Source organism: Leptolyngbya sp. PCC 6406, from assembly GCF_000332095.2.
Taxonomy (GTDB): Bacteria; Cyanobacteriota; Cyanobacteriia; order Phormidesmidales; family Phormidesmidaceae; genus PCC-6406.
In genome coordinates this window covers 4,751,118-4,763,813 of record NZ_KI913949.1, presented here as the reverse complement: position 1 = coordinate 4,763,813, position 12,696 = coordinate 4,751,118, and the positions used below count along the sequence as shown (strand labels likewise).

The 12,696-nt window shown below is 54.7% G+C and carries 13 protein-coding genes; 6 read left to right on the top strand and 7 right to left on the bottom strand.

Annotation, left to right across the window (positions count from 1 at the left end; genetic code table 11):
- Positions 1 to 92 precede the first annotated feature (92 nt).
- The gene (locus tag LEP6406_RS0221305; protein ID WP_008314453.1) at positions 93 to 800 is read right to left on the bottom strand and encodes a rhomboid family intramembrane serine protease; all 708 of its coding nucleotides are present in this window, start codon (positions 798 to 800) and stop codon (positions 93 to 95) included.
- Between the two features lie 149 nt (positions 801 to 949).
- Here LEP6406_RS0221305 and ribD point away from each other — a divergent pair, with 149 nt between their 5' ends.
- Positions 950 to 2,113, top strand: coding sequence for a bifunctional diaminohydroxyphosphoribosylaminopyrimidine deaminase/5-amino-6-(5-phosphoribosylamino)uracil reductase RibD (ribD, locus tag LEP6406_RS0221300; RefSeq protein WP_008314455.1), 1,164 nt, complete (start codon positions 950 to 952; stop codon positions 2,111 to 2,113).
- 57 nt (positions 2,114 to 2,170) lie between these two features.
- On the opposite strand, the gene LEP6406_RS0221295 is transcribed toward ribD, so the two are convergent.
- From LEP6406_RS0221295 to LEP6406_RS0221285, 3 genes are all read right to left on the bottom strand, one after another.
- Entirely contained in the window at positions 2,171 to 2,563 is a 393-nt protein-coding gene (locus LEP6406_RS0221295) for a thioredoxin family protein (RefSeq protein WP_008314457.1), read from the bottom strand.
- 264 nt (positions 2,564 to 2,827) lie between these two features.
- Positions 2,828 to 3,544 carry an NnrU family protein gene (locus LEP6406_RS0221290; protein ID WP_008314459.1) on the bottom strand — a complete coding sequence of 239 codons (717 nt, stop codon included), beginning with the start codon at positions 3,542 to 3,544 and terminating at the stop codon, positions 2,828 to 2,830.
- Positions 3,545 to 3,732: 188 nt separating this feature from the next.
- Positions 3,733 to 4,497, bottom strand: coding sequence for a TIGR00297 family protein (locus tag LEP6406_RS0221285; RefSeq protein WP_027269330.1), 765 nt, complete (start codon positions 4,495 to 4,497; stop codon positions 3,733 to 3,735).
- Between the two features lie 173 nt (positions 4,498 to 4,670).
- Between LEP6406_RS0221285 and LEP6406_RS0221280 the strand changes: the two genes are divergently transcribed.
- Entirely contained in the window at positions 4,671 to 5,099 is a 429-nt protein-coding gene (locus tag LEP6406_RS0221280) for a VOC family protein (RefSeq protein ID WP_008314462.1), read from the top strand.
- Positions 5,100 to 5,518: 419 nt separating this feature from the next.
- On the opposite strand, the gene LEP6406_RS0221275 is transcribed toward LEP6406_RS0221280, so the two are convergent.
- Positions 5,519 to 5,878: an STAS domain-containing protein gene (locus tag LEP6406_RS0221275; protein ID WP_008314466.1), complete on the bottom strand. Its 360-nt coding sequence runs from the start codon at positions 5,876 to 5,878 to the stop codon at positions 5,519 to 5,521.
- Between the two features lie 399 nt (positions 5,879 to 6,277).
- Positions 6,278 to 7,330, bottom strand: coding sequence for an oxygen-dependent coproporphyrinogen oxidase (gene hemF / locus LEP6406_RS0221270; protein ID WP_008314468.1), 1,053 nt, complete (start codon positions 7,328 to 7,330; stop codon positions 6,278 to 6,280).
- A gap of 464 nt (positions 7,331 to 7,794) precedes the next feature.
- Here hemF and LEP6406_RS0221265 point away from each other — a divergent pair, with 464 nt between their 5' ends.
- The 3 genes from LEP6406_RS0221265 to rodA all read left to right on the top strand — a co-directional run bounded on the left by LEP6406_RS0221265 (position 7,795) and on the right by rodA (position 10,975).
- The gene (locus LEP6406_RS0221265; RefSeq protein WP_036031313.1) at positions 7,795 to 8,310 is read left to right on the top strand and encodes a hypothetical protein; all 516 of its coding nucleotides are present in this window, start codon (positions 7,795 to 7,797) and stop codon (positions 8,308 to 8,310) included.
- A gap of 332 nt (positions 8,311 to 8,642) precedes the next feature.
- Positions 8,643 to 9,716 (top strand): iron-sulfur cluster carrier protein ApbC, encoded by a 1,074-nt coding sequence (gene apbC, locus LEP6406_RS0221260; protein ID WP_008314472.1) that lies wholly within the window; start codon positions 8,643 to 8,645, stop codon positions 9,714 to 9,716.
- Positions 9,713 to 10,975, top strand: a complete 1,263-nt coding sequence (gene rodA, locus LEP6406_RS0221255) for a rod shape-determining protein RodA (RefSeq protein ID WP_008314474.1) — start codon at positions 9,713 to 9,715, stop codon at positions 10,973 to 10,975. Before apbC ends, rodA begins: the two co-directional genes overlap by 4 nt.
- A gap of 176 nt (positions 10,976 to 11,151) precedes the next feature.
- Here the strand turns inward: rodA and LEP6406_RS0221250 are convergent, their stop codons facing one another.
- Entirely contained in the window at positions 11,152 to 11,778 is a 627-nt protein-coding gene (locus tag LEP6406_RS0221250; RefSeq protein ID WP_008314475.1) for a chromophore lyase CpcT/CpeT, read from the bottom strand.
- A 141-nt stretch (positions 11,779 to 11,919) separates the two neighbouring features.
- Here LEP6406_RS0221250 and psb29 point away from each other — a divergent pair, with 141 nt between their 5' ends.
- Positions 11,920 to 12,675: a photosystem II biogenesis protein Psp29 gene (psb29, locus tag LEP6406_RS0221245; RefSeq protein WP_008314478.1), complete on the top strand. Its 756-nt coding sequence runs from the start codon at positions 11,920 to 11,922 to the stop codon at positions 12,673 to 12,675.
- Positions 12,676 to 12,696: the final 21 nt, after the last annotated feature.

The following is a 12,696-nucleotide window of genomic DNA, read 5'->3' as shown; positions in this document are numbered from 1 at the left end:
TTCCTGAGTTTTCCTGAACTTTAATGGCACATACCGGTTTCATCACGCGAAGCAATGCACCGCAAGGATGTCTCGTTAATTGTCCACACGCCCTAGGATTTGGAGGGGGAAATATTGTCAAATAGCCCCAGCAGGGGTCCCAAAATGGCTCCAAATACAAATCCCCCGGCATGAGCCCAATAGGCCACGCCCCCCGCCTCCATCCCCACATTGGCAGGGACATTGAGGCTGGCAATGCCGTAGAGGGCCTGCTGCAAAAACCAGATCCCCAAATACAACACCGCTGGAATGCGAAATGTCGTCAGGAAAAATCCTAAAGGCACCAAGGTCAAAATCTTCACCCTGGGGAAACGGAAGATATAGGCTCCCATGACCCCTGCGATCGCACCACTGGCCCCGAGGGAAGGCACCTCTGATCCCATACTGAAATACCACTGGGTCAGGGAAGCTAATACCCCACAGCCGAGGTAGAACAGCAGGAACCGCCATCGGCCTAGCTGTTCCTCCACGTTGTTGCCAAAAATCCACAGATAGAGCATGTTGCCCCCCACGTGGAAAAATCCGGCATGGAGAAACTGGCTAGAGATCAGGGTGATTCCTTCTCGGGGCAAGGACCCATCTCCCTGAAAGCTGGCGGTGAGTTGTTCTGGCACCACGGCCCAGGTGCGAAAGAAGGTCATCAACTCTATGGGAGAGAGGGTCAACTCGTATAAGAAGACGAGGATGTTGATGAGGATTAACCCATAGGTGATGTAGGGCGTAATCTGGACAGGATTTTCGTCACGGAGAGGTAGAACCACGGGATTTTTGAAGATTGCATTGACAAAACGGTAGCAAACCCTTGAAGTTTCCACATGCTATCCCCGAGCAGATTCTCGCCAGCAGTGCTTGGGATATCAGCCCTATCAACCCCTAGGATCACGATGGACTGACCATGAGGAGTACAGGTATGACTGAGGCAAGGGTGAGCCCAGAGGATCAACGATGGATGCAGCGATGTCTGGCTCTGGCGGCCCAAGCTGCGGGTCAAACAGCCCCCAATCCCCTAGTCGGATCGGTGATTGTTCGTGATGGCATCGCGGTTGGTGAAGGCTACCATCCCCAGGCCGGTCAACCCCATGCTGAGGTCTTTGCCCTGCGGGCGGCGGGGGACTTAGCCCAGGGGGCGACTTTATATGTGAATCTGGAGCCTTGTAACCATACGGGACGGACGCCCCCCTGTACCGAAGCGATCTTGGCGGCGGGTATTCGACGGGTGGTGGTGGGCATGGTAGATCCGGACCCTCGTGTGGCGGGGGGGGGGATTGTGCGGCTGCGGCGGGCGGGACTCACTGTGGATGTGGGTATTGAGGAGCCTGCTTGTCAACGATTGAATGAGGGTTTTGTCCACCGGATTCTGCACCAGCGGCCCTTTGGAATTTTGAAATATGCCATGACTCTGGATGGCAAAATCGCCACCACCAGTGGTCACAGTGCCTGGGTGACTAGCCCAGCGGCCCGCCGGGAGGTCCATCGTCTACGGAGCCGCTGCGATGCGGTGATTGTGGGGGGGAATACGGTGCGCCGCGATAATCCCCATCTCACCAGTCATGGGCAGTGCGATGGCCCCTTTGGGCCGGTCTCTGACCATCGCAATCCCCTGCGGGTGGTGATGAGCCGCCAGTTAGACCTTCCCGCCGCCGCCCATCTTTGGGATGTCACGGTCGCCCCTACCGTGGTATTTTGTGGGCCGGATCCCAATCCTCAACAACACGAGACCCTTAAGGAGCAAGGGGTTGAGATCCTATCTCTGCCCGTGTTAACGCCCCAGGCGGTGATGGCCAATTTGGGCGATCGTGGTCACCTCTGCGCCCTATGGGAATGTGGGGGGCAGTTGGCCGCTCTTGCGATCGCGGCGGGCTGTGTCCAAAAGGTATGGGCCTTCATCGCCCCCAAAATTATCGGCGGAGCCACTGCCCCCAGTCCCGTAGCCGAATTGGGCTTTACCCAGATGACTGACGCGCTCGCCCTGGATAAGCTCTCTTGCCAGCCCATCGGCCCAGACTATCTGATCACGGGCTATCTAGCCCATTCACATCAAGCCCAGCAAAATGACCACCTAAACCCACTCTAGGGGTAGGGGCGCAAGGCTTTGTGCCCAATGTTAAGGACATTCTTTTTGAGAAATGACCTAATCAGAAAAGGACAGATCCCGATAGGGCCGAATCCAGCCTAGCTGCAAGCGATCGCCATCGAGTTGGCGACTTTGCATAAAGCCATCCAAGGCTATACGCAGATCTTCCTTGCCTCGAAAGCTGTCGAGGCGATGGCAGGTGGTGCCATTCTCAAACAGGATGAGGGTTGGTAGGGTCGTAAGGCGATACTGATTGGCCAGTTTCAGATTTTCGTCAGCATTAATATCAACGAGACCGACTTGTCCAGACCATTCATTCTGAAAGCTTTGGAGCAAAGGCTCGATCATCCGGCAGATACCACACCAAGGAGCCCAAAAATGTACCAACACGGGTCGGGAGGCGTTCAATACCTCGGTGTCAAAGGTTGCTTCATTGACGGATAGAGACATGGGGATATTAAGGGGGGATACAAAAGCTGCTTATTGGGATCATTGTATAGGAGTAAGGAACCTCTCAAATCTACTCCAGCGGAGTTTGTTGGCGTCCTGTAACATCCAGGGGATTGTTAATACTTTCACAAATGTTGGGTACTTAGGAGCCCCCATGGGTTGAGGCTGATCCCCAGTTGTATTGCGTCAATTTCTGGATCTGCTTCTGTTTGATTTAGGGATGTTTCCGCTGGGATGCCTTGCGTTAATTTCTTTGACTGGACCTTACCAAGTCCAGCGCTGGGTAAGACCAATCAAGGCGGGATGAAACCACCAGAATCCCCATATAAAGGCTGTGACTCCCAGGTAGGCGGGTTTGAGGAACTCTTGCCATTTAAGTTCCTGTCGTCCTTGAGCAATTGCCTGAAAGGGAATCACGGAGGTTCGGGCCTTTACTGCCTCAAAGGCATCGCCATAGCGGGCCTGCCAACGGCGATCCCCATGCCACACGGCGAACAGATGGTGGGCAATGAGTCCCGCAGAGGTGACGAGCATAAACGTGGTCCCCAGCCAGAGGGTATGGGCCACGCACCAGATTACCTGTCCCACCATCTGGGGATGACGAGTGATGCGGACAATGCCGGTTTCGTAGAGGTGGATCTCGGGCTTCTGGATGGCGGCTACTTCTAGCAGATTAAACGTGGCGGGATAGAGAAAGAGAAAGGAAAGGGCGGATAGGAGCCATACTGCTGCCGCCACCCCTGGCGTGCCCTGGAGATTCCACAGGCGCAGGCCATCGTAACGGTGGTTGATGAAGTAGACAATTAAGATGCCTGCTAGGGGCAAGCTGACTAGGGCAAAGAGGACACGATAGGCGCGGGCTCCAATGAGGGCTTCTCCCCGCGATCGCAGTGCGGCCAAGCCGCTATGGGCAAGGGCAAAGGTGGCCAACATCGCGATTATGATGCCGTGGCTCGGTGTCAGCCAGGAGGTCTCTACCATAGGTGTGATTGGGCGTTGAATAGGGGGTAAACGGAAGTAGGCGCAATCTGATCAAAGGTTGCTTTTCTATCCTACGAGGATCCGCAGGTCGAAATAGTCCCCGGTGGCTTGGAAACAGTGGTAAATGCTCTGCCCACAACGGTTCTGGGAGCAGGACGGAGAGCTCGAAAACAGGACAGGATCCATCCTCAGTCCACTAGACTCCCCAGAAGCAAGGCTGACAGCGCACCTATAGCGGTATTGGCAATATTGACCAGTTCATTGGTCAACCAGCCCCAGCGGGTTTGAAGGGTCGCCCCAATCACGCTTTCTAGATTGGTGGCAATAAAGGCGGCTCCCAGACAAAGGGCGATCCCCACCGGGGAAATCAACCCCAGGCCCCAGGCCGCTAGGGCAATCACGGCGGAACCGACAATTCCCGCCAGGGTGCCCTCCAGGCTCACTGCCCCCTCGGTGCCCGGTGGTACGGGTTGGAGGGTGGTGATCAAAAAGGTGCGCTTGCCGTAGACTTTGCCCACTTCACTGGCGGTCGTATCCGATAGCTTTGTACTGAAACTGGCGACATAGGCCAAGGTCAATAGGGAGACTACGGCGGTCATCTCCTCGCGGCCTGCCAAGATGCCAACCCCCACCGCACAGAGGGTTCCCACTAGCGCCGACCCCCAGACGTTTTCTGGTCCTCGCGCCCCGGATCGTTTTTCCGCGATGCCCGCTGCCTCTTTTTGGGCCATGCCAATGCGGGTGACGCTAGAGCCGGTGAGGAAGTACACCATGACGATGCCATAGCCGCGCCAGCCCAGGCAGATCCAGACAATAACGCCGAGAATCCAGGCGTGGAGATAGCCCGCTGGAGTGAGCAGTTTCTTGGGTGATAACCAAGCCCCCGACAACAGCAACGTATTCAGGCCCAGGGCAATGCCCCAAGGTGTTAGCAGGTCTAGTGGTGGAGCCATGGGCATAGGGTGCGATCGCAACTAACAGCAGAACCCAGTAGAGATACCAGAACCGACCCTGCCAGCATCATGTCAGAGATCCCTGGAATTCCTGGATATTCTATTCTGGAACAGAGTGCGGCGGGTGTCCCCATCCGCGTACCTACCCGTGCAAGCCTGATTGGAGATTGTTGATGGATAAGGTGCTGTTTCACCTCGCCTTCCCGGTCACAGACATAGCTGAAACCAAAGCCTTTTATGTGGAAGGTCTCGGGTGCGCAACCGGACGCGAAGGTCCGAATTCTCTCATTTTGAATTTATACGGCCATCAGCTCGTGGCCCATGTCACCCCTGACCCAGCGCCTCCTCAACGGGGCATCTATCCCCGCCATTTTGGTCTGGTCTTTCAACAGGAGGCCGATTGGGAAGCCCTGATCGCTCGGGCGGAGGCCCAAGGATTGACGTTTTACCAGAAGCCTAAGCTCCGGTTTGTGGACAGTCCTTTGGAGCATCGCACCGCGTTTCTCGCGGATCCCTTCCACAATCTGCTGGAGTTTAAGTTCTATCGACACGCCTCTGCTATTTTCGGTGAGGCGGAATATGCCCAGGTAGGTGAGACCTAGTACTGGCTGCTAGAAATCCTGTGCCCATTACCTCTAGGCGTGGCATGTCTGCGGTGCATTGCTTCGCGGTTCGCAAGCGACATAAAATTCGAAGCCGCGCCTTAGCGTTTTCACCCTACGAAATTTATTTCCTGATTCCCAGGCAGAGCCTGGGAATCCTCACCGAGGCTCTGCCTCGGCGTTAGAAAACGGCAAGGAGATTTCTGCCGCCCAGTACTAGTGGGTCGTTTGCTTTGAATGTGGCCACGAGGAATTGCTTTTCATCCTTCTGCCTTTTTTCTTCTGCCTGTCTGTACTAGTAGCCTGCCAAGCAAACTTTGAAGGGTTCCCAACTCTTCAAAACCCCAAGAATTGGCTCTTCTGGCTTGAGATAACCCGGCAAAATTCCTTTGGTGAACCACTAGGGGCTGGGGCCTGAATTAACTGGCGACTCTGCGAGGGATGCCTGCCAAGGCTTCCCCTTCAGTCTCAAAAATCTCAAAGACTGAATCCATCATGGTGACCTCAAACACCAGCTTGGCTTCAGGATGGACATTGCAAATGCGAAAACTGCCCTTCACCTTATCAGCATCCCGCATCCCCGCCACTAATGAAGTCAAGCCGGAACTGTCAATAAAGTTTACCTGACTTAAATTCACCACCACGTGGGGACTCACGCGGGAAATGCACTCTTGCAGTTTCAGGCGGAATTGCCAGGCCGTTGTGATATCAAGCCGCCCGGTGGGAGTGATCACAATGACCTGTCTCCCATCATCTGTTGTGTGCGTCTTTTGATCCATTGTCCTTTATGGGATACCTCCGCCTTAGGATGCGCCCGCTAAAGCCTAGAGCTGTAAGCTCAGTTGCATTCTACCCACCTAGCTCCCAGAACTCAAAGGGAACGGCAGTAAACTGCGTCTTAAGTTACTTTGCTTAGGCTAGGTCGCTCATCCGGATAGACGACTGATGTACGGCAAGAAGTCTAGGGGAGAGCGAGGCTTAAGGGGAGAGTAGCTCTCCTTAATACCAGACCCTCACAGCCTACCAGCTCTCCAGAGAAAAGGCTGACCACCACTAGATGAAGCTAGTTTGCCCGCTCGGCCCCAGCTTCTCCCGTTTATTACTGGCAGAAATATGAGGATTGTATGAAGAGAATGCTGCCTCTTTACAGAATTATTGCTCTGGGAATGGTCCTAGCCCTAGATCTGTGGGGGAAAATCCCCACTGAGCCAATCCTGAGGCTTGAGAAACACCTCGTAGAGGCGGGCCTCTGGACTGTCAGAGGCGGGCTCATAACCGTATTCCCACCGAACTAGCGGAGGGAGGGACATAAGGATGGACTCGGTACGACCATTAGTTTGCAGGCCAAAGATCGTACCTCGGTCGTATACCAAGTTGAACTCTACATAGCGACCCCGGCGATAGAGTTGGAAGTCCCGTTCGCGATCGCTGTAGGCGCGATCGCGATGGCGTTCCACAATTGGCGTATAGGAAGGTAAGAATGCTGCCCCACAATCTTGGACAAAGTTGAAGATTGTGTCCCAATCTCGCGATGGCAACTCGCCCACCTGGTGACTGTGGTGGGCCGCCAGACCATCCTGGGCAGGGCCACGATAGAGCTCGCCACGTCTTCCGTCCTGGTAGTCAAAGAAAATCCCCCCTACGCCTCGAGTTTCCCCGCGATGCTTGAGGAAAAAGTATTCATCACACCACTTTTTGAACGTGGGGTAATACTCAGGATGGTGGCGATCGCAAGCACCCTTGAGCGTGTGATGAAAATGGTGCACATCCTCCAGTTCTGGGTAGTAGGGGGTGAGGTCAATCCCGCCACCAAACCACCAGACTGGCCCCGCTTCAAAATAGCGGTAGTTGAGATGCACGGTGGGAATGTAGGGATTGTGGGGATGGAGCACCATTGAGGTACCCGTGGCATAGAAGCCGTGGCCCGCCGCCTCGGGGCGCTGCACCAGAATGGAGGGGGGCAGTTGGGTGCCCCACACTTCTGAAAAGTTGACGCCGCCCTGCTCAAACACGCCGCCCTGCTTTATCACCCGAGAACGGCCTCCGCCCCCCTCTGGACGTTGCCACTGATCTTGCTCAAACTGGGATTGGCCATCTACAGCCTCTAGTCCAGCACAGATGCGATCCTGGAGTCCTTGCATAAAGTGACTGACCCGATCGCGGGAATCCGCTGGAGGGGGAGCCGTATTGCCAACGGGGCGATCAAGCTTGGATGGGGTGGAGCTAGTCATGCAACAACTTTCCGTTACAAAAGCCTATGGGACGTTAACCACAAGGGCTAACGCAGTGTTAAAGAGAGCGGTCAGGGACTCCTGCGCAATCTTGGGACTTCATCCTAGAATGTCCGCGCTTTACCCTGTATTAGGGGCTGGGAGCCTGATCTAACCCGGTTTTCAGGCTACCGTGAATCGGAATCTGAGTCAGCCCCACAAAACATTTCTCCATATTGAGAAGCCTTAACTTTTGAGACGTTGGGATGGGGGAATTTCGCCAGTCTGACCCCTTAGGCAGTAGCGTCCAGCTAGGAACACCTAGGTGCAACCCGATCCCAAGCCATAAACCCGATCCCAGGCCATAGGTTAGGATCAGACCTAACCATTGAGTTCCCCATGGGACTGCTCCCCATCGGGATAGCAGCTCCCTTGGGATCCACTCAAAATTCAGGAAATATATGAGCCTTCCCTGGATTAGTCCTGTGACTCGAATCCTGCGCGCCTGTCGCTGGAAACTACGGCGGTTTGGTCCCACTCGCCACCTTGAACGACGGTATCAGGCCATCAGTACGGCCTCGGTGGAAACCTTGTGGCAAACTCTGATCAATTTGGCGGATATGTCTTGGCACCCCCTGATCACGAGTACTAATGCGCCCCAGGGGCTTACGGCGAAACCGGGTCTGATCTATCGCGTGATGCCCCGTTGGGTGCCTATCCCGATCAATATTTTTGTTGAGCGGGTATCCCCCCAAGAACTGCTCAGCATTCGTCTCTTTCCCATACCAGGGCTAGAAGAACGGGTTATTTATCGGCTGGAATCGACAATGTGGGGCACTCAGGTCTCCTATTCCATTACCCTACGGGGGTGGCTGTCGCCCCTGGTCTGGTCTATTTTGAAGCCCTATGCGGCTCAGGTTGCTGCTGCGATCGCAACTGCCGCTGAGCAGGCAGCCCCAAAAGCACTCCGGCCCAAGCGATCTAGCTCTGAGGCATGGTAGATCAAGGGTTTGAAGTCAGGAAGGTTGCCCCAAATGGGGGCTATTGAGCCTTTTCATAGAATATTCCATCTAAAAATCATCCCCTGAGTGGAGCCAAGGGTATCGCTGGGGCTGATTTACGCCTTGGGATCTAAGGTTTTGGGATCTAAGTTTTGGGATCTAATCGGATCTAAATTTAGAGTCGAGACAGGAGATCCCGGATAGGTATTTAGCTGGAACATTCTAAGATGGACTTTTGGGGTCTAGCCGCGATGGCCTCTTGGGGCCAGTCTCTGATCATCGCGATGGCTAAGAGCCCAGTTCTGTCCTCATAAAAGCCTAATCCCCCACCTATGACCTTGACCCTGGACGCCTCGGCAGTTCTAGAGGTCCTGCGCCCAGTGCAGGATCCAGAACTCCAAAAAAGCTTGGTAGAGCTGAATATGATCCGCAACGTAGCGGTCAAGGATGGTGATGTCCAGTTCACCCTAGTCCTGACCACCCCCGCCTGTCCCCTTCGTGAGTTCATCGTAGAGGACTGCGAAAAGGCCGTGAAAACCTTGCCGGGAGTTCAATCTGTTGCGGTAGAGGTGACTGCTGAAACCCCTCAACAAAAGGCCATCCCTGATCGCCAAGGAATTAGTGGCGTCAAAAATATCTTCGCCGTGTCCAGTGGCAAGGGGGGGGTGGGTAAAAGCACCGTCGCCGTTAATATCGCCGTTGCCCTGGCTCAAGCCGGGGCCAAGGTGGGATTGATTGATGCTGATATCTACGGACCGAATGTGCCCACCATGCTCGGTCTAGAGGGAGCAGGGATGACGGTGCGCCCAGGCCCTCAGGGGGAAGAGCTAGAACCCGCCTTTAACCACGGCGTCAAAATGGTGTCTATGGGCTTTTTGATCGATCGCGATCAGCCTGTCATCTGGCGGGGACCGATGCTCAACGGTATCATTCGTCAGTTTTTGTACCAAGTACAGTGGGGCGACCTCGACTACCTTGTGGTGGACATGCCCCCTGGTACGGGGGATGCCCAGCTTACCCTGGCTCAGGCCGTCCCCATGGCGGGGGCCGTCATTGTCACTACGCCCCAGTCCGTGGCCCTATCTGACGCCCGCCGGGGGTTGAGGATGTTTCAGCAGCTCCAGGTACCGGTGCTGGGCATTGTGGAAAACATGAGTTATTTCATTCCCCCCGATCGTCCTGACATCACCTACGACATCTTCGGTTCCGGTGGTGGGGAAAGGACGGCAAAGGAATTGGATGTGCCCTTGCTGGGCTGCGTTCCCCTAGAAATGACCGTGCGCGAAGGGGGCGATCGCGGCTTACCTATTGTTGTGGAGCATCCTGAGTCGGCATCGGCCCAAGCTCTACGCATCATTGCCCAAAACGTTGCCGCCCGCATTTCTGTTGCGGCTTTGACAGCATGACCTTTTCTTTGCGTACCCGTAGTCGTTGGAAACGCTGGTTTCAGGGCTGGCAACAGGTGGACTGGTTACTTCTGTCCCTGCCAACGATCCTAATGGTGTTCGCGAGCGTGGTAATCGCCAGCACTCAAATCAATTTGGAGCAAACTGCCTTTGGGTGGAATCATTTGCTCATGGGGGTTGTTGGTCTGATCATAGCCGTGGGGCTGTGTCGCTTCCGGTATGAAACCTTGCTGGCATGGCAATGGCCTATTTACCTCCTGGTGAATGCCTCCTTGATCACTGTTATCTTTCTGGGCACTAGTGGTCTGGGGGCACAACGCTGGATTAACGTCTTTGGCTTTTATGTCCAGCCTTCGGAATTTGCCAAGGTCGGAGTCATTATTACCCTGGCCGCGATGCTGCAAGCGCCGGGGGGCACTACCCTGTGGGGAATTTTGCGGGCTTTGGCGGTGATTTCAGTGCCTTGGGGACTGGTGTTTATCCAGCCCGACTTGGGAACGTCCTTGGTATTTGGGGCTATTACTCTAGGAATGCTGTATTGGGCCAATGTGAATCCAGGGTGGCTGGTGCTCATTGTGTCGCCCCTAGTGGCAGCCATTATGTTCTATTTTTCGGTGCCCATTTGGCTGACATGGTCTATCGGCATGGGGATCGTTGCCTGGATGACTTTGCCCTGGCGGCTCCTGAGTACGGTGGTGGCGACGGCGATCAATTTGGTTTCTGGCAAACTCGGGGAGTTGTTTTGGAACCTGCTTAAGGATTACCAAAAGGACCGACTCACCCTATTTCTCGATCCGGACAAGGATCCTTTGGGGGGTGGCTATCACTTGATTCAGTCTCGTATTGCTATTGGTGCGGGTCAATTGTTTGGCCGGGGGCTTCACGAAGGCACCCAAACCCAGTTGAACTTTATCCCAGAGCAGCATACGGACTTTATTTTCTCGGCTATCGGTGAGGAATGGGGCTTTGTGGGTGCGATCGCAACTATCGCCGCCTTTTGGCTGGTGTGTCTACGCCTCGTCATCATTGCCCAAAATGCCAAGGACAACTTCGGCTCTCTGCTGACCATCGGGGTGTTGTCTATGGTGCTCTTTCAGGTCGTGATTAACATTGGTATGACTATTGGCCTAGCGCCAGTTACCGGCATTCCCCTACCCTGGGTCAGCTATGGGCGATCGGCGCTACTAACCAACTTCATTGCCCTAGGGATTGTAGAGTCGGTGACCAACTACCGCCGCCGCCTCAAATTCACCGATTAGAACCTGACCGTCACGAAAGCTTCTGGCTGACCGCATAAGTCTTGTCCGGCCTTCCCCTTTCCCAGATCCCTGAGCTTGCCATTGGCTTGGCCTGCCTGTAGGGCATAGGGGGGAGAGGGGGACTGTATAGCCTAACGGCATTCAAGAAAGGCTTAGCCGATGCGTGCCGGCCTTGATTAGGCTGAGATGATTTCGGTGCTAAAGTCCTTCTGTTTTTGTAGTTTGAAGGGGCCATGGAGAGCGCCCCAAGTGTATTTGTCTTGGGTCGCGTCGTAGCCGCGATCGTACATGTAAAACTGGTCAGGGGACTGGGCTGTCCCAGTTCCAGAGATCGCGTCAAAGCCTAGCTCTACCTCCCGTGCCTGTCCATCCACTTGGAATTGGCATCGTTCTCCTGGGAAGTGACGGGCGATAAAGGTTTCTCCGTGAGAGTTTTCTGGATGAACTACCGAGAGAGTGCTGCCCGTCAGGGCCATGAGATCCTGATCGGTGAGGGTGCCCAGGCGGTCTGGGTTTTGGGCGGCTCCCTGCCAAGATTTAGGATCCTTGAGGGCTGAATAGGTGGCGGTAAGATTTCCCTGCTGTGACGCTAGCTGTAGCAACCGCTGACGATAGGGTGGTTGATCATAGGCCATGCTGGCCTGTTCCAAGAAAAAAGTAACGTGCTCTGTGCTGGAAAGCTGGGGTACGGGGCGAATCCACAGTTTCAGTTGCACAAACCAGATGGGTTCGGCCAGTGCCTGCGGCTTGTTGGTGAACTCCCCGGCGAGACATTGTGCTAAATGAATGAGATCGGTAGCCACGGGTGACAGGGAGATAGGGGTAATTCCTCCATACTACCGGGGGATTTGATCCCGACTACTGTGGATACCATGGCGTCCAACCTTGGCAAAGGGTCTACTTGAGGCGAGAATGGAGCTAATGCATTCTTCGAGCGTCGCTCTGTGACTAACGTCCCCACGGTTTCCGATACTAAACGAGCTTTCTATAGCTATCACAATCGCCCCATCGCCTCGGTCTACCGCCGCGTGATAGAGGAACTGATGGTAGAAATGCATCTGCTGCGAGTTAACGAAGACTTTGTTTACGATCCGGTCTACGCCTTGGGGATTGTGACTACCTTCGATCGCTTTATGGCAGGATACCGCCCTGAGGCAGATGAGGCTTCGATTTTTGCGGCCCTATGTCAGGCCAACGCGGGCACGGCAGACCAGTATCGTCGAGATGCTGAAGTCATGGTAGCGGAGGTGTCAGGCCGTTCTCTGGATGCCCTCAAAGCTATCTTAATTAGCCGTTCTGCTGAAGGGGCTGACCTCCTTAAGGGGGTATTGCAGGGCATTGCTGATCGCGACCGTTTCAAGTACAGCCGTGCTTTCGCCATTGGCCTCTATACCCTGATCGAGACCGTAGACGCCGAGATCCTCAAGGACAAGGAAAAGCTGATGGAACTGCTCAAGGCGGTTGCCGAAAGTTTGCCCCTGTCCTTTGACAAGCTGCAAAAGGATGTGGAGCTTTACCGCAGTAACCTCACCAAGATGGAGCAGGCCAAGATCGTAATGGCGGATATTCTGGCTGCTGACCGCAAAAAACGCGAGGAGCGGGCTAAGGCTAAGGCTGATGCGGCTTCGCTGCCAAATGATGCGGTGGTGACTCCCTCTGGAGAGGCTAGCAATGGTAACGGTGACGACTCTAAACCATAAGGGGTTTGTGTAAAACAGATT